This is a genomic window from Streptomyces sp. NPDC059917 (assembly GCF_042730635.1).
Taxonomy (GTDB): domain Bacteria; phylum Actinomycetota; class Actinomycetes; order Streptomycetales; family Streptomycetaceae; genus Streptomyces.
In genome coordinates this window covers 22281-39273 of the sequence record NZ_JBHWLC010000075.1, presented here as the reverse complement: position 1 = coordinate 39273, position 16993 = coordinate 22281, and the positions used below count along the sequence as shown (strand labels likewise).

Here is a 16993-nt window from a genome sequence, read left to right as displayed (position 1 = left end):
CACCCACCGGCAACACCACCTGGCACGGCTCACCACCCGACTCCGGGAACACCGTCCGCAACGTCTCGTGCCGCTCCACCACATCGTCCAACGCCGCCTGCAACGCCACCGCGTCCACCGCCTCCCCCAACCGCAACACCACCGGCATCGCGTAGGCGGCTGCGTCGCCCTCCATGGTGTTGAGGAAGCGCAGTCGCCGCTGGGCGAAGGAGAGCGGCAGGACCTCCGGGCGCTCCGCCCGGACGAGGGGTGCCACGGCGGTGGCGGAGCCGGTGCCGGCGATCAGCTCGGCCAGCTCGGCCACGGTCGGGGCCTCGAACACGTCGCGGACACCCACCTCGGCGGCGCACTCGCCGCGCACCGCCGCCACCAACCGCATCGCCAGCAGCGAGTGGCCGCCGAGGTCGAAGAAGCTCTCGTCGATGCCCGGCTCGCGCGCGGTGCCCAGCACCTCGGCGAAGATCCGGCACAGGGCGGCCTCGCGCTCGTCGCGCGGGGGACGTCCGGCGGCGGCCTCCTGGCGCGCGGGGGCGGGCAGGGCGCGGCGGTCCAGCTTGTTGTGCGCGGTGAGCGGCAGCGCGTCGAGGACGACGAGCGCGGAGGGCACCATGTAGCCGGGCAGTGCCTTCGACAACTGCGCACGCAGGGCCGCCGGTTCGAGGTCGACGCCGGGCTGCGGGACGACGTAGCCGACGAGCTGGCGGTCCCCCGGCCGGTCCTCGCGGACCACCGCGGCCGAGGCGGCCACCGGCGCCAGGGCGGCCAGCGCCGCCTCCACCTCGCCCAGTTCGATCCGGAAGCCGCGGATCTTGACCTGGTCGTCCAGTCGGCCGAGGAACTCGATCTCGCCCTGGGGCAGTCGGCGGGTCAGGTCGCCGGTGCGGTACATCCGGGCGCCGGGGGCGCCGGCCGGGTCGGGGACGAACCGCTCGGCGGTCAGGCCCGGGCGGCCCAGGTAGCCGCGGGTGACCTGGGCGCCGCCGATGAAGAGCTCGCCGGGCACGCCGACCGGGACGGGCTCGCCCCGCTCGTCCAGTACGTACGCCCGGACGTTGCCCAGCGGCCGGCCGATCGGCACGGTCGGGGCGGCGACGAGTTCGGCGGCGCGCGGGCGGTGGGTGGTCACGCCGACCGTGGTCTCGGTGGGCCCGTAGTGGTTGAGGACCGCGCACTCGGCCCGCTCCAGCAGTTCGCCCACGAAGGCGCTGGTCGAGCCCTCGCCGCCGAGGATCAGGCCGCGGCGGGGCAGGACCCGGTGGGCGGCGCCCGGGCCCTCCAGCGCCGCGAGGTGGGAGGGGCTGATCTTCAGGTAGTCGATCGCGTGCTCGGCGAAGTAGGCGGCCAGCAGCCGACCGTCGGAGGCGGTGTCGGCGTCCACCATGTGCAGCGTGCCGCCGCCCAGGAGCGCGGAGGCCAGGACGGTGACGCAGGAGTCGAAGGTGAAGGGCTGGACCATGGCGTATCCGGCGGGCTCCAGGCCCAGCGCGGACCCGACCGCGGTGTGGTAGTTGAGCACCTGACGGTGCTCGACGACGACGCCCTTGGGCCGTCCGGTGGAGCCGGAGGTGAAGAGCACGTAGGCGGCCTGGCCGGGGTCGACGGCCACCGCGGGGGCGGTGTCGGGGGCCGCGTCGAGGGTCAGTTCCTCCACCACGACCGCCCGCACGCCCGGGGGGAGCCGGTCGGCGAGGGCGCTGCGGGTGATCACCACGGGCGCGGCGGTGTCGGCGAGCATCATCGCCATCCGCTCCTGCGGCTGGGCCGGGTCGACCGGCACGTAGCAGCCGCCCGCCTTGAGCACGGCGAGCAGGGCGACGACCGTCCACGCGCCGCGTTCGAGGCAGATGCCGACGGGGGTCTCGGCGGCGACGCCGAGACCGCGCAGGTGGTGGGCGAGGCGGTTGGCCAGCCGGTCCAGTTCGCGGTAGGTGTGGGTGGCGTCGGCGCCGACCACCGCGACGGCGTGCGGGGTGCGGTCGGCCTGTGCGGCGAAGCGTCCGTGGAAGGTCCCCACAGGCACGTCGAGGGCGGTGGCGTTCCAGGTGTCGAGCAGCAGCGTGCGCTCGTCCTCGGCCAGGAGCGGGAGGTGGGCGACCGGGCGGTGCGGGTCGGCGCAGGCCTCGCGCAGCAGGGCGGCGTAGTGGTCGAGCAGACGTCGGGCGGAGCGCTCCTCGTAGCGGTCGGCGCGGTGGACGAGGGTCAGCGTCAGGGTGTCGCCGGTCTCCGAGACGGTGAAGGTCAGGTCCCGCTTGGCGTCGGCCGGGCCGGTCCCGTCCAGCGGGCGCAGGACCAGTTCACCGGCGTCGGCGGTGTCCGGGGCGGCCTGCGGGGCGCCCTGGTCGAGAACGAGCATGGTGCGCGCCAGTCCGTCCGGCGAACCGGCCCGCAGCTCGGCGGCCAGCTGTTCGAAGGGCACTTCCTGGTGCTGGAAGTCGCGTCGGGTGGCCTCGGCGGCCCGGTCGAGCACGGTGGCGAAGGTCGGCCGTCCGGAGAGGTCGCCGCGCAGCAGCAGGGTGTTGACGAAGCAGCCGATCAGGCCTTCCAGTTCGCTGCGCCCGCGCCCGCCGACCGGGGTGGCGATCACCGGGTCGGCGCCGCCGCCGTACCGGTGCAGAAGGACCTGGAGGGCCGCCAGGGACACCGTGAAGAGGGTGGTGCGGTGCCGGGCGGCCAGGTCGCGCAGGCCGGTCGCGACCTCGGCGGGCAGCTCCAGGGTGTGCGTTCCGGCCGCGGCGGCGCCCTCGGGGCGGCCACCGGCGGTGGCGCGCGGCGGGGTGTCCGTCAGGCCCGCGAGCCGCCGGCGCCAGTAGCCGAGGCTCTCCTGGTGGGCGGCTCCGTCGAGGCGGCCGCGCTGCCAGGTGGCGAAGTCGGCGTACTGCACGGGCAGCGGGGGCAGCGCCGCGGCGGCCGCGTCCGCCAGCCGGTAGGCCGCCCCGGCCTCGGCGAGGAGCACGTTCACCGACCAGGCGTCGGCGGCGATGTGGTGGATCGTCAGGAGGAGGACGTGCTCCTGCTCGCCGGTGCGCAGCAGCGCGGCCCGCAGCAGCGGACCGGTCGCCAGGTCGAAGGGGGTGTTGGCCTCCTCGGTGAGGCGGGCGCGCAACCGCGCCGCCCGCTCGTCCGCCGCCAGGGCCCGCAGGTCCGTCACCGGGAGCACGAACCCGGCCTCGCGGGCCACGTGTTGGACGGGCAGGCCGTCGGCGCCGGGGGCGAAGGTGGTGCGCAGCACCTCGTGCCGCTCGATCACCGTGGCGAAGGCCCGGCCGAGGCGTTCGACGTCGAGGGGGCCGGTGCAGGTCAGCGCCATCGGCACGTTGTACGCGGCCGAGTGCGGGGCGAGCTGCTGGGCCAGCCAGATCTGCTCCTGGGTGAGGGAGAGCGGCGCCGGCGCTCCGTCGGGGCGGCGCGGCACACCGGTGGGTGCGGCCGGGCGGCCGGCCGACCGCTCGCGCAGACGGGCCTCCAGCCGGGCCCGCAGCTCGGGCGACAGCTCGGCGATGCGGCGGGCGGTGTCGGCGGTGGTGGCGTCGGCGGCGATCTGGGTGGTGCTCACGGTTCTCTCCCCGGAGAAGGTCAGGCGGGCCCTCGGGCCCCTCGGGCCGTGGGTGGTGTGCGCGGTGCGGTCGGCGGCGGACGGGGCCGGCGGGTCCCGGTCAGAACAGGACGCGGGCGGCGGCGGTGGCCCGCGCGTCGCGGGACTTGCGCAGGTCGCGGGCGACGTTGACCCGCTTGAGCCAGCGGTCGGTGCCGTCGAAGCGGGCCGCGAAGGAGCTGCGTCCGTGTACCGCGCGGTAGTTGTCGACGAAGACGATCTCGCCGGTGTCCAGGGCGGCGCCGCCGAGGCGGCGGTCGATCTCGTCGGAGAGCCGCTGGAGGGCGTCGCGGGCCTGCGGGTCCAGTCGGTCCAGGTCCATGAAGTACGGGTCCAGGCACAGGTACGGGTCGGTGTCCGAGCCGAAGAGCACGGGGACCGGCGCCGCGTCGTCGCGCATCTGCTTCAGCCGCTCGTAGGCCGCGTCCAGCAGCCGCGTACCGCCCTCCAGGGGGCGACCGGGGCCGGCGTCGAGCATCTGCAGGTGCGAGTTGTCGGGCAGCATGTAGAAGCGCGCTTCGGCCAGCACCCGCCGGTCCTCGGCGGAGATCTCCAGGTCCTGGACCCCGACGAAGGTGGTCGGCACCCGGTCCGGGTTGCGCAGGCAGAGCAGGCCCACGTAGTCGCCCCGGTAGGGGTGGAAGGCGTCCTCGACGTGCCAGAAGATGGTCTGGTTGCTACCGGTGCCGATCTGCTCGTCCTCGTGGCCCTTGACCGGCAGGACGTCGTGCACCAGGTAGCCGTCCTGCTGGGTGGCCCAGGCGACCGGTTCGCCGAGCAGCGCCCCGCACAGCAGCAGGAAGATCTCCTCGCGCAGCGCCGGGGAGACCCCGGTGCGGTGCTGCCAGTGCGCGGGGGTGGCGCCGATGCGGTCCTGGTCGACGCGGTAGCCGGAGACGACGCAGGCTCCGGCGGGCTCGTGCAGTCGGAAGTCGGTCAGGAAGCGGCGCAGTGCGAGCGGCAACCGGTGGGACTGGAGGGTCAGTTCGTTCTGGAGCGCCTGGTCCTCGACGCTTGTGTGGCGCTCGGCGAGTTCGTCGAGGAGGACGCTGATCGCGTCGGCGTCGACGGGGTCGAGCGTGAGGGCGTGCATGGGGTGGATCACCTCGGGAATCGGGTCTGCGGAGTGCGGGTGCGGGGTGCGCGGTGCTCAGCGCGGGTCGGGCAGCAGAGCGGCGAGCCGGTCGAGTCCGGCGGTCAGCTCGTCGGCGGGCCCGCCGAAACCGAGTCGGATGTGCCGGGGTGCGCCGAAGCAGGCGCCGGGTACGACCAGCACGCCGTGCTCGCGGTCGAGCCGGTCGGCGAAGTCGCTCACGTCGGCCACGGTGGTCAGCTCGGGGAAGGCGGTGACCCCGCCGGCCGGGAGGTCGGCGGACACCCGGTCGCGGTGCGCGGCCAGCCAGTCGGCCAGCACGGCGCGGTTGGCGGTGGCCTGGGCGAGGCGGGGGCGCATCAGTTCGTCGGCGTGCCGGACGGCGTGCGTGGCCACCGCTTCGACGAGCGGCGACAGGGCCAGGCTGGTGTAGTCGCGACGGCGCACGCAGCCCGCCAGGACCTCCGGCGCGGCCAGGGCCCAGCCGACCCGCAGGCCCGGGAGCCCGTAGGCCTTGGAGAGGGTGCCGAAGGAGATCGCCCGGGGGTAGCGGGCGGTCGGGTCGGGCAGCGGCCGGCGGTCGTACACCAGGTGCTGGAAGGCGTTGTCCCAGGCCAGCCAGGTGTCGTGGCGGGCGCAGGTCTCGATGATCGCGGCCTGCTGGTCCTCGGTGACGGTGGCGCCGGTCGGGTTGTGCGGGAAGTTGACCACGACTATGGCGGTGTCCGGGCCGATCAGGGCGAGGAGTTCGTCCTCGTTGGTGACCACGCCGTCCTCGGTGCGCATCGCCCAGGGCACGAGCCGGCAGCCGAGCGAGGCGGCCACCTCGACCAGCGCGTGGTAGGCGGGGGTCTGCACGACGACCTCGTCCCCGGCCTTCAACAGGGCGTGCATGACCAGGTAGATGGCCTCGCTGGAGCCCTGCGTGGCGATCACCGAGCCGGGGTCGGTGCCGTGCCGCTCGGCGAGCGCGGCGCGCAGCGGCTCCCCGCCCAGCGAGTGGCTGTCGCGGAACATGACCCCGCCGAGGGAGGCGGCGGTGGTCCCGGCCAGGGCGAGCACCTGGTCGACGGTGTAGTTCTCGACGCCGCTGCTGCTGATGTCGTAGGTGGTGGTGAAGTACCGCTCGCGGAGCCAGTCCTCCAGCAGGGCCGGGGCGATGGTCATGGGTTCCTCCAGTGGTGTGGGGCGTGCGGGGCGGTGCGGGCTCAGGCGGTGGGGAGGCCTTCCTCGGCCTCCAGTTCGGCGAGCAGCCGCAGCAGCTCCTCCGGGTCGCTCTCCTCGGCCTGGAGCTGGACGACCCGCAGGGCCAGTTCGGCCACGGTGGGGGCCTCGTAGAAGACCCGCAGGGGCACCTCGACCCGGCAGGTCTCGCGCACCCGGGCGGCGAAGCGGGCGGCCAGCAGCGAGTGCAGGCCCAGGTCGAAGAGGTCGTCGTGGACGCCGACGGCCGGCAGGCCGAGCAGTTCCCCGGCCAGCTCCGCGATCTCCGTCTCCATCGGGGTGCGCGGGGCCACGGCCGCGGCGCCGGTCAGCTCGGTGCGGCCGGGCCGGGGCAGCGCGCCGCGGTCGAGCTTGCCGTTGCCGTTCAGCGGCAGCTCGGGCAGCAGCACGATCGAGGCGGGGACCAGGTACTCGGGCAGCCGCTCGCGCAGCGCGGCGCGCAGCTCGAAGACGTCCGGTGCGGTGCCGGGGGCCGCCACCACGTAGCCGACCAGGCGCTTCTCGCCCGGCTCGTCCTCGCGGACCACCACCGCGGCGGCTCCGACCTCGGGCCGTTCGGCCAGGCGCGCCTCCACCTCGCCGGGCTCGATCCGGTGCCCGCGGATCTTCACCTGCTGGTCGGCGCGGCCGATGAACTCCACCGCTCCGTCGGCCCGGTGGCGCGCCAGGTCGCCGGTGCGGTAGAGCCGGGAGCCGGGCTCGCCGTACGGGTCCGGGACGAAGCGTTCGGCGGTCAGGCCGGGGCGGCCCAGGTAGCCGCGGGCCAGGCCGACGCCGCCCAGGTGGAGTTCGCCCGGGGAGCCGATGGGTACGGGCGCCCCGGCCGGGTCCAGCAGGTAGACGGTGGTGTTGGCCAGCGGGTGCCCGATCGGCAGTCCGTCGCCGTCCACCGCGTCGGCGCCGACGCGCAGGGTGGTCGAGGTGCAGGTGACCTCGGTCAGCCCGTACACGTGCACCAGCTCCACCCCGAGCCGCTGCCAGGCGGCGAGCCGGTCCCGGCGCACCCGCTCGCCGCCCATCGCGACGAACCGCAGGTCGGCGGGGAGCGCGGCGCCGGTGCGCGCCAGTTCGGCGGCCCAGTCGTGCCAGTAGGCGGTGGTCAGCTCCAGGCCGGTGATCCGGTGCTCGGCCAGGTAGCCGGTCAGGTCCACGCCGGTGGCCAGCAGTCGGGCACCGGGCAGGACCACGGTGGCGCCGGCGGCCAGCGCCGGGAACAGCTCCTCCAGCAGCACGTCGAAGCCGGTGGAGGCCAGTTGCAGGAAGCGGTCGCCGGGGGCCAGGCGGAACTCCTCGGCCATGTTGAGGGTGAAGTTGACCAGGCCCTCGTGGGTGAACATCGAGCCCTTGGGGGCACCGGTGGTGCCGGAGGTGAAGAAGACGCAGGCCAGCGCGCAGGGTTCGGTGACGGCGCCGGTCCTCGGCGCGCTCCCGCCCGGCGCGGCCGGTGCCTCGATCGGTACGACCGGGACGGTGTCCGGGAGGGCGCCGCGGACGTCGTCGTCGCTCAGCACCAGCCGGGCGCCGGACAGTTCCAGCAGCAGCCGCCGCCGTTCCTCGGGCAGGGCCGGGTCGAGCGTGGTGAACGCCGCGCCCGCCTTGAGCACTCCGAGCAGGGCGGTGACCAGCCGGGGCGTCGGGGCCGCGTGGACGGCGACGACGCTCTCCGCTCCGACGCCCAGGTCGCGCAGCCGGGCGGCGCACCGCTCGGCGGCGGCCTCCAGCTCGGCGTAGCTGGTCGTACGGCCCTCGTGCTCCAGTGCCGGGGCGCCGGGGGTCCGGGCGGCGACGGCCGCCACCAGGTCGTGCAGGCCGCCGGTGGGCAGCGGGCGGGCGGTGGCGTTCCAGTCGGTGAGCGCGGTGCGGCGCTCCTCGGCGTCCAGCAGCGGGAGGCGGGACAGGGCGGTGTCGGGGGCGTCGGCGGCGGCCTCCAGCAGCAGGCCGAAGCGGTGGGCCAGGCGGGCGACGCTCGGCGCGTCGAACAGGTCCGTCGCGTACTCCACCGTGAAGGCCGTGGCCCCGTCGCGCTCCGCGGCGGTGAACATCAGGTCCATCAGGCAGGAGCCGGTCTGGGCCTCCACCGGCTCGACCCGCAGGCCCTCGAACCCGGCCCGCGGCGGGCGGGCGCTCTGCAGGGTCAGCATGGTCTGGAACACCGGGTGCCGGGCGGGGTCGCGCTCGGCGCCGACGGTGTCCAGCACCCGCTCGAAGGGGACGTCCTGGCCGTCGAAGTCGGCGAGGACGCGGTCGCGGGTGCGCTCCAGCAGCTCCGCGAAGGCGGGGTCGCCGGACAGGTCGCCGCGCAGCGCGAGGCTGTTGACGAAGCAGCCGACCAGGCCGTCCAGTTCGCGCTGGCCGCGGCCCGCGACGGGGGTGCCGACGACCACGTCGGCGGCGCCGGAGAGCCGCCCCAGCAGGGTCTGGTAGCCGGCGAGCAGCACCATGAACAGGGTGGCGCCGTGCCGGGCGCCGAGGGCGCGCAGCCTTTCGGTCAGTTCGGCGGACAGGTGGAACTCGTGGACCGCGCCGGACAGGCTCGGGGTGGCCGGGCGGGGCCGGTCGGTGGGCAGTTCCAGGACCGGCAGCGGTCCGGCGAGCCGGGCGCGCCAGTGCTCCAGCTGCGCGTCCCACCGGCCCTCGGCGGCCCGGTCGGCCTGCCAGCCGGCGTAGTCGGCGTACTGGACGGGCAGCGGCGCGAGCGCGTGGCCGTCGTAGAGCGCGGCCAGGTCCTCGACCAGGACGCCCATCGACCAGCCGTCGAGCGCGATGTGGTGGATGACCAGGACCAGCAGGTGCTCGGTCGGGCCGGTGCGCAGCAGCAGGGCGCGCAGCGGCGCCTCGGCCGCCAGGTCGAAGGGGCGGGTGACGAAGGCGTCGACCAGGTCCGCCGCCCGCTCGCCGGAGGCGATCTCGCGGACGGTCAGCGGGGCCTCCCCGGGCGCCAGGACCTCCTGGACCGGGGCGCCGTCGCGCTCCCGCACCACCGTGCGCAGCACCTCGTGCCGGGCCATCAGGGCGCGCAGGGCGGCGGCCAGGGCGAGCGGGTCCAGCGGGCCGTCGATCCGTACGGCGGTGGGCACGTGGTAGGCCGGGTTGCCGGGGGCGAAGCGGTCGAAGAGCCACATCCGCTGCTGGGCGAAGGAGAGCGGCAGGGGGCGGGAGCGGTCCGCGGGGGTGACCGGCGGCAGCGGGGCCGGGGCGGGGTCGCCCTCGGCGGAGCGCAGCCGTCCGATCAGCGCGGCCTGCGCGGCCACCGTGGGGGCGGCGAACACCTCGCGCAGCCGCACCTCGACGGCGAACTCGGCGCGCAGGGCGCTGACCAGCCGGTTGGCCAGGAGCGAGTGGCCGCCGAGGGCGAAGAAGTCGTCCAGCACGCCGACCTCGGGCAGCTCCAGCAGCCGCTGCCAGATCGCGGCGACGGCGGCCTCGTCGGGGGTGCGGGGGGCGAGGCGGTCCGCGGTGTCGGGCGCCGCCGCCGGTTCGGGCAGCGCGGTCCGGTCCACCTTGCCGTTGGGCGAGAGGGGCAGGGCCGCCAGCTCGGTCCACAGTGCGGGGACCAGGTGGGCCGGGAGCCGCTCGCGCAGCCAGGCGGCCAGCTCGGCCCCGCTCGCGGGGGCGGTGTCGGGGCGGGCCGCGGGCACCCAGTAGGCGGCCAGGCGGCGCTCGCCCGGTCCGGCGCCGCGGGCGACCACGACCGCGTCGGCCACGGCGGGGTGTCCGAGCAGGACGGCGGTCACCTCGCCCGGCTCGACCCGGAAGCCGCGGATCTTGACCTGGTTGTCGGAGCGGCCGAGCAGGTCCAGCTCGCCGTCGGCCCGGCGTCGGGCGAGGTCGCCGGTGCGGTAGAGGCGCTCGCCCGGCACCCGGCCGTGCGGGTGCGGCACGAAGCGCTCGGCGGTCAGGCCGGGGCGGCCCAGGTAGCCGCGGGCCAGGCCCTCGCCCGCCACGCACAGCTCGCCGGGGACGCCGACCGGGACGGGCCGCAGCAGGGCGTCCAGCACCAGCAGCCGCTGGTTGAGCAGCGGGCGGCCGTAGTGCACCGGCCCGGCCCCGGCGTCCTCGGGGACCAGGTACTCGTTGTTGCAGAAGGCGGCCTCGGCCACACCGGCCGAGTTGACCACCCGGCAGCCCGGGGCGGCGGCGCGCAGGCGGGGCGGCAGCGCGGGCGGCAGGACGTCCCCGCCGATCATCGCGGTGCGCAGGCTCTCCAGGGCCAGGCCGTGCTCCTCGGCGGCGGCCAGCATCGCCTCGGTGCCCGCGGGTCCCATCGACCACACGGTCACCCGGTGCCGGGCGACCAGCTCGGCCCAGTGCCGCGGGTCGCGGTTCGCGTCCTGTGCGGGGAAGACGGCGGTGGCGCCGACGACGAGGGGGGCCAGGCAGTCGTGCACGGCCGGGTCGAAGCTCGGCGAGTGCAGCGCGATCATCCGGTCCCCGGGGCCGAAGTCGTGCGAACGGGCCAGTCCGGCGAAGGTGTTGGCGATGGCGCGGTGCGTGACGGCGACGCCCTTGGGGCGTCCGGTGGAGCCGGAGGTGTACACGAGGTAGGCGAGGTTGCTCTCGCCCGCCGTCGTCGACTCCCCCGCCGGGGCGCCGGGTTCGTCCCCGCCACGACCGAACTCGGGCCCCTCGTCGGCGATGTCGTCCAGGAGGAGCACCGGGGTGCCGGCGGGCAGCACCCCGGCGGTGGACCGGTGGGCCAGCACCACGGCCGGGGCCGCGTCGGCGAGCATGTAGGCCAGTCGGTCGGCCGGGTAGGAGGGGTCGAGCCCGAGGAAGGCGCCGCCCGCGCGCAGGGTCCCCAGCATGGCGGCGCTGAGTCCCGCCCCGCGCTCCAGGCAGAGCGCCACGGGCACGTCGGGGCCGACGCCGACCGTCCGCAGCCGGTGGGCGATCCGCGCGGCCCACGCGTCCAGGGCCCGGTAGGACAGGGCGCCGCTCGCGTCGATGGCCGCGACGGCGTCGGGGGTGCGGTCCGCCTGGCGGGCGAACAGCTGGTCCACGCGCAGCCCGGCGGGCAGCTCGCCGTCGGTGTCGTTCCAGGTGTGCAGTTCCCGCTCCAGCTCGGCCGCGGTGAGCATCGGCAGTGCGGACAGCCGGGTGCCGGGCGCACGGACGGCGGCGCCGAGCAGGGTGGTCCAGTGGCCGAGCAGCCGGGCCACCGAGGGGGCGTCGAAGAGGTCGAGGGCGAATTCCGCGAACCCGGTGAAGCAGCCGTCCTCCTCGGCGAGTTGGAGGTCGAGGTCCATGTGCGCGCTGTCGCGGGTCACGGGCACCGTCTCGACGGCCAGGCCGGTGAGTTCGGGGGTGGTGGCGGGGGCGTTCTGGAGCACGAAGCCGACCTGGGCCAGCGGGTTGCGCGACAGGTCGCGGCTGGGCGCCAGCTCCTCGACCAGCCGGTCGAAGGGCAGCTCCTGGTGGTCGAAGGCGTCCAGCGCGGTGCCGCGCACCCGCTCGACGAGTTCGGCGTAGGTGGGGTCGCCGGCCAGCGAGGTGCGCAGCAGGACCGTGTTGACCAGCGAGCCGACGAGCAGTTCGGCGCCCGGCGCCCGGGTGGCGGGCCCGGTCGCCACGACCACCTCCGAGGAGCCCGCGTGCCGGGCCAGTACGGCCTGGAAGGCGGCGAGCAGCACCATGAAGGGGGTGGCGCCCGCGCTCTTGGCCAGGTCGCGCACGGCCCGGGAGGCGGCCGCGTCCAGCCGCACCGGCACGCTCGCACCGCGGAAGCTGCGCACCGGCGGCCGGGGCCGGTCGGTGGGGAGCTCCAAGGCTTCGGGGGCGCCGTCGAGTTGACCGCGCCAGTAGCCGAGCAGTCGGTCGCCGAGGTCGCCGTCGAGCAGGGCCTGGCGGGCGGCGACGTGATCGGCGTAGCGCACCGGCAGCTCGGGCAGCCGCGGCTCCCGCCGCTCGGCCCGGGCGGCGTAGGCCTCGGAGAGTTCGGACATCAGCAGGCCGAAGGACCAGCGGTCCACCACGATGTGGTGCAGGACCACGACGAGCAGGTGCTCCGCGGGTCCGAGGGCGATCAGTTCGGCCCGCATCAGCGGGCCCTTGGCCAGGTCGAAGGGCTGCTCGGCGAGCCGACCGGCCAGGGCGCGGACCGCGTCCTCGTCCGCCCCGGTGGCCTCCGTCAGGCCCAGCTCGAAGGCGCGGCGCGGCAGGACCAGCTGGACGGGGGCGCCGTCGCGGGCCGGGAAGACCGTGCGCAGGGCCTCGTGCCGGTCGACGAGGAGCTGGAAGGCCTCGCGCAGGTGCTCGGTGTCCAGCGGTCCGCGCAGCCGCAGGGCGGCGGCGGTGTTGTAGACGCCGCTGGGCCCTTCCAGCCGGTCGACCAGCCAGAACCGGCGCTGGGCGGCGGAGGTCGCGAGCACCTCGACGGTGCGGGGGGTGGTGGCCACGGGGTGCTCCTGCACGGGGGTGGGGTCGGGGTTCGGGGCGGACGCGGGGTCCGGGGCGTGGATCCGGTCGGGGGCGCTCACAGCTCCCCGCCCATCAGCGCGGCCAGTTCCTCGGCGGACAGGTCGTCGAAACCGGCGTCGGCGGCCGCCACGGCCTCGCGCACCGGTGCGACCGGCTCGGCGGCGACTTCGGTGGCCGGGGCGCGGCGCACCGCCTCGGCGTACTCGCCGAGGACCGGCGCCTCGAACAGCGCCCGTACGGTCAGTTCGCGGCCCAGCGCCTCGCGGACGGCGGCGGTCACCTGGACGGCGAGCAGCGAGTGCCCGCCGAGGTCGAAGAAGTCGTCGGCGAGGCCGATCCGGGCCACGCCGAGGACGGCGCTCCAGATCTCGGCGAGGGCCCGCTCGGTGTCGTCGCGCGGGGCGAGCAGGGCGGAGGAGCCGGTGGACCAGTCCGGTGCGGGGAGCGCGGCCCGGTCGAGCTTGCCGTTGGCGGTCAGCGGGAGCGCGTCCAGGGTGACGAAGGCCTCCGGGACCATGTACTCCGGCAGCCGTTCCCGCAGGTGGGTGCGGAGCCCGGGGACCAGGCCGCGGGCGGCGCGGCCGCGGTGCGGGTCGTTGGCCCAGTGCGGCCACGGCAGGCCCGCGGCGTCCCCGGCGGGCGCCGCGGCGCTCCGCGGGGCGGTCCCGGCCGGGCGGAAGGCGGCGTCGAAGCGGCCGAGCGGGTCGCCGGTCGCCCAGCTGAGGTCGACGGCGAGTCCGAGCGCGTCGGCCAGCTCGCGCAGCTCCTGCGGGTCGAGGGCGGGGCCCCCGGCCTCGACGACGCCCTCGCCCCCGCCCTCGGCCGTGGCGGTGAGGCGGGCGGCGGTACGGGCGTCCGCGTGCACCCGGGCGTTGGGGATGCCGGTGACCACGAGCGGGGAGCCGTCGAGCAGGTCCCGCAGGTCGCCGCCGGTCCACGCCACCGTGCGGGCCGGGGCGGCGGGTTCGGGCGCGGCGTCCAGGTGCAGCACCACGTCGTAGCGGTAGCGGGTCATCTCGTTGGGGTCGCGGCCGGGCTTGAGCGTCACCTCGACGCGGCCGATCCGCGGGATCTCCCGGCGCAGCGCCTCGAAGAAGCGCGGGTCCAGGAGCAGTTCGTCCTCCTGCCGTACGGCGAGGCGCACCTGGCGGGCCAACTCCGACTCGGCGGCTCCGGCGGGCAGGCCCGGCCGCAGGACCGACACCTGGAAGGCGTCGAGGAGGGCCAGGTGGCGGACGTCGCCGACCACGATGCGCCCGCCCGGGGCGAGCACGGCGGCGGCCTTGGTGAGCACCTCGACCAGGTATCCGGCGCTCGGCAGGTACTGCGCGACCGAGTTGACGATCACGGTGTCGAACCGCTCGGCAGCGAGGTCGTCCACCTCGTGCCCGGCCCGGCGCAGCAGCCGTACGTGCTCCCAGTCCGCGGGGAGGTGGCGGCGGACGTGGGCGACGGCGGTCTCGGAGAGGTCCAGGCCCGTGTACTGCTCGCAGGCGCCCGCCAGCCGGAAGAGGAGCAGGCCGGTGCCGCTGCCGATCTCCAGGACCCGGCGCGGGCCGGTGCGGCGGACCAGCTCGACGGTGTCCTCGACCCAGCGCCGCATCTCCTCGGCGGGGATCGGCTCGCCGGTGTAACTGCTGCTCCAGCCACGGATGTTGAAGGTGGGGTCGGCGCCGCCGACCTGCTCGTACTGGTCGTAGGCGGTGTCGAAGACGGTGCGCCACTGGGCGACCTGGGCGGTGTCGGCCGCGCGGACCTCGTCCCGCTCCGGCCGCGCTCCCGCCCCCTGGTCGGGGACCAGGTAGGCGACGAGCCCGGTCGCGCCGTCCGGGGCCCGGCTGGGCAGCACGGCGACGTGCCGTACGTCCGGGTGGGCACCCAACTCGGCTTCGATCTCACCGAGTTCGACGCGGTGGCCGCGGACCTTGACCTGCTGGTCGATGCGCCCCAGGTACTCCAGCGTGCCGTCGGGCAGCCGTCGGGCCAGGTCGCCGCTGCGGTACAGGCGCGCGCCGTCGCCGAGCGGGGAGGGGACGAAGCGTTCGGCGGTCAGGCCGGGGCGGCCGAGGTAGCCGCGGGCCAGGCCCGGACCGCCGACGCACAGCTCGCCGGGGACCCCGGGCGGCACGGGCTCGCCGCGCCGGTCCAGCAGGTGCACCGCGAGGTCGGCGAGCGGGCGGCCGATCACGCTGCCGGGGGCGGCCAGGTCGGCCGCGCCGAGGGTGTGCGCGGTGACGTGCACGGTGGTCTCGGTGATGCCGTACATGTTCACCAGGCGCGGCCCGTCGGGGTGCCGGGCGGCCCAGTCGCGCAGCGTGCCCGGTTCCAGGGCCTCGCCGCCGAACACCACGTGCCGCAGCGCGAGCGGTCCGGTGTCGCGGGCGCCGGCCGCGGCGTCCGCGTCCGCGAACTGGCGGAACGCGGTGGGCGTCTGGCTGAGCACGGTGACGCCTTCGTCGCGCACCAGGGCGTGGCAGGCGGCGGGGGTGCGGCGGGCCTCCTGCGGCACCACGGCGATCCGGCCGCCGTGCAGCAGTGCGCCCCAGATCTCCCAGACCGAGAAGTCGAAGGCGGCCGAGTGGTAGAGGGACCAGACGTCGTCCGGGCCGAAGGACACGTCCCCGGCGGCCGCGTCGAACAGGCGCAGCACGTTGGCGTGGGTGAGCAGCGCGCCCTTGGGCCGGCCGGTGGTGCCGGAGGTGTAGATCACGTACGCGAGGTGGTCCGGACCCAGCGGGGCCGGTTCCAGCGGCTCGGCGGACAGCGGCTGGTCGACGTCCAGTACGGCGACGGCGGCGGCGCCGTCGGCGAGCGCGGCGTGCTCCGGGTCGGCGACCAGGGCCGCGGCTCCGCAGTCGCCGAGGGTGAAGGCCAGTCGGTCGGCCGGGTGGCGGGGGTCGAGCGGGACGTAGGCGGCGCCGCTCTTGAGGATGCCGAGGATCCCGGTGACCAGGCGCACCGACGGTTCGACGCAGATCGCCACGCGGCTCTCCGGGCCCGCTCCCAGCGCGCGCAGCCGTCGGGCCAGCGCGTCCGAGCGGCGGTCCAGCTCGGCGTAGGTCAGCCGCTCCTCGCCGCAGCCGACCGCGATCGCGTCGGGCCGCAGCCGGGCCTGGGCGGCGAAGGCCGCGGGCAGGCTGGTGGGCCGCGCGGCGGCGGTCCGCCGGGCCGCCCCGGCGACGAGCTCGGCGCGGCGTTCGGCGCCGGTCAGCAGCGGCAGCGCGTCCAGGCGGGTGTCCGGGGCGTCGACCGCGGCCGCGAGCAGGCACAGCCACTGGTCGATGAAGCGGCGCACGGTGCGCTCGTCGTACAGCTCGGTGCTGTAGTCGGCCAGGCCGGTCAGGCCCTCGGGGGTCTCGGTGACCTGGAGGTGCAGGTCGAACTTGGCGGTGCCGGTGTCCACCGCGGCCACGTCCATCCGCAGCCCGGGCAGCTCGATCCGGGTCTCCGGCGTGTTCTGGAGGACCAGCAGCAGGTTGGCGAAGGGGGTGCGGCCGCCCGCGTCGCGGTCCGGGCGGGTCTCCTCGACGATCCGCTCGAAGGGCACGTCCTGGTGGGCGTAGGCGGCGAGCGCCGACTCCTTGACCCGGGAGGTCAGTTCGCGGAAGGTCGGGTTGCCGGACAGGTCCGCGCGCAGCGGCAGCATGTTGACGAAGAAGCCGATCAGGCCCTCGGTCTGGGGGTGGTTGCGGTTGGCGATCGGCGAGCCGACGACCAGGTCCTCCTGGCCGCTCCAGCGGTGCGCCACGGCCGTGAAACCGGCGAGCAGGACCATGTAGAGGGTGGCGTCGTGCTCGCGGGCGTGCGCGGTCAGCCGGGTGGCCAGGTCGCCGTCCAGCCGCCACGGGAAGCAGGCGCCCGCGAAGCCCTGGCGGGCGGTGCGCGGCCGGTCGGTGGGCAGGTCCACGGTGCTGGGCGCGCCCGCCAGCCGCTCGCGCCAGTGGGCCAGTTGACCCTCCAGCGTCTCGCCGGATACCCGCTCGTGCTGCCAGAGCGCGAAGTCGGCGTACTGCACGGGCAGTTCGGGCAGTTCGGCGGCGTCCGCCCGGTAGTGGTGGGCCAGTTCGCGCACCAGGACGTCCAGGGACCAGCCGTCCGCCACGATGTGGTGGACGGTGAGCACCAGTACGTGCTCCTCCTCGGCCAGCCGGACCAGTACGGCGCGCAGCAGCGGTCCGGTGGTCAGGTCGAACGGGCGGCGGCTCTCCCGCTCGGTCAGTTCGGCGAGCCCGTCCCGCCGCGCGTCCCCGGGCAGGTCGGACAGGTCGGTGAGCGGCAGCGCGATCCCGGCCGGGGCGAGGACGACCTGTTCGGGGCGGCCGTCCTCGACGCGGAAGGTGGTGCGCAGCGCCTCGTGCCGGGCCACCACCCGGCCCAGGGCCCCCTCGAAGGCGGCGACGTCCAGCCGTCCGGTCAGCCGGACGGTGCAGGCGATGCTGTAGAGGGGGCTCGGACCGGCGAACTGCTCGACGAACCAGAGGCGCTGCTGGGCGAAGGACAGCGGCAGCCGGGCCCCTTCGGGGCGCCGGGCGATCAGGTCGGCGGCGCCGGCGCGGGCGATGCCCTGCTGCTGGAGCAGCTTGGCGAGCAGCCGTCGCTTGTCGGAGGAGAGCGCGGTGCGCTGGGGTGACTGGCTCATTGGGTGGTCCCGGGAGGGTCGGTGGCGG

At 76.0% G+C, this 16993-nt stretch carries 5 protein-coding genes; all 5 read right to left on the bottom strand.

Annotated elements, in window-relative coordinates; all coding sequences use genetic code 11:
- Positions 1 to 3553, bottom strand: a 3553-nt coding sequence (locus ACFWAR_RS31710; protein WP_385784618.1) for an amino acid adenylation domain-containing protein, incomplete at its 3' end; no start/stop codon positions are given.
- 100 nt (positions 3554 to 3653) lie between these two features.
- On the bottom strand, positions 3654 to 4685 hold the full coding sequence (gene gntD, locus ACFWAR_RS31705) for a guanitoxin biosynthesis L-enduracididine beta-hydroxylase GntD (protein WP_385784615.1): 1032 nt from the start codon (positions 4683 to 4685) through the stop codon (positions 3654 to 3656).
- 57 nt (positions 4686 to 4742) lie between these two features.
- Entirely contained in the window at positions 4743 to 5852 is a 1110-nt protein-coding gene (vioD, locus tag ACFWAR_RS31700; protein ID WP_385784612.1) for a capreomycidine synthase, read from the bottom strand.
- Between the two features lie 41 nt (positions 5853 to 5893).
- Positions 5894 to 12385 (bottom strand): amino acid adenylation domain-containing protein, encoded by a 6492-nt coding sequence (locus ACFWAR_RS31695; RefSeq protein ID WP_385784609.1) that lies wholly within the window; start codon positions 12383 to 12385, stop codon positions 5894 to 5896.
- Positions 12382 to 16965: an amino acid adenylation domain-containing protein gene (locus ACFWAR_RS31690; RefSeq protein ID WP_385784607.1), complete on the bottom strand. Its 4584-nt coding sequence runs from the start codon at positions 16963 to 16965 to the stop codon at positions 12382 to 12384. Before ACFWAR_RS31690 ends, ACFWAR_RS31695 begins: the two co-directional genes overlap by 4 nt.
- Positions 16966 to 16993: the final 28 nt, after the last annotated feature.

What these genes read in the sequence shown, in the direction of transcription:
- gntD (WP_385784615.1), bottom strand. Translation starts at nt 4,685, where the DNA reads ATGCACGCCCTCACGCTCGACCCCGTCGACGCCGACGCGATCAGCGTC.
- vioD (WP_385784612.1), bottom strand. Translation starts at nt 5,852, where the DNA reads ATGACCATCGCCCCGGCCCTGCTGGAGGACTGGCTCCGCGAGCGGTAC.
- ACFWAR_RS31690 (WP_385784607.1), bottom strand. Translation starts at nt 16,965, where the DNA reads ATGAGCCAGTCACCCCAGCGCACCGCGCTCTCCTCCGACAAGCGACGG.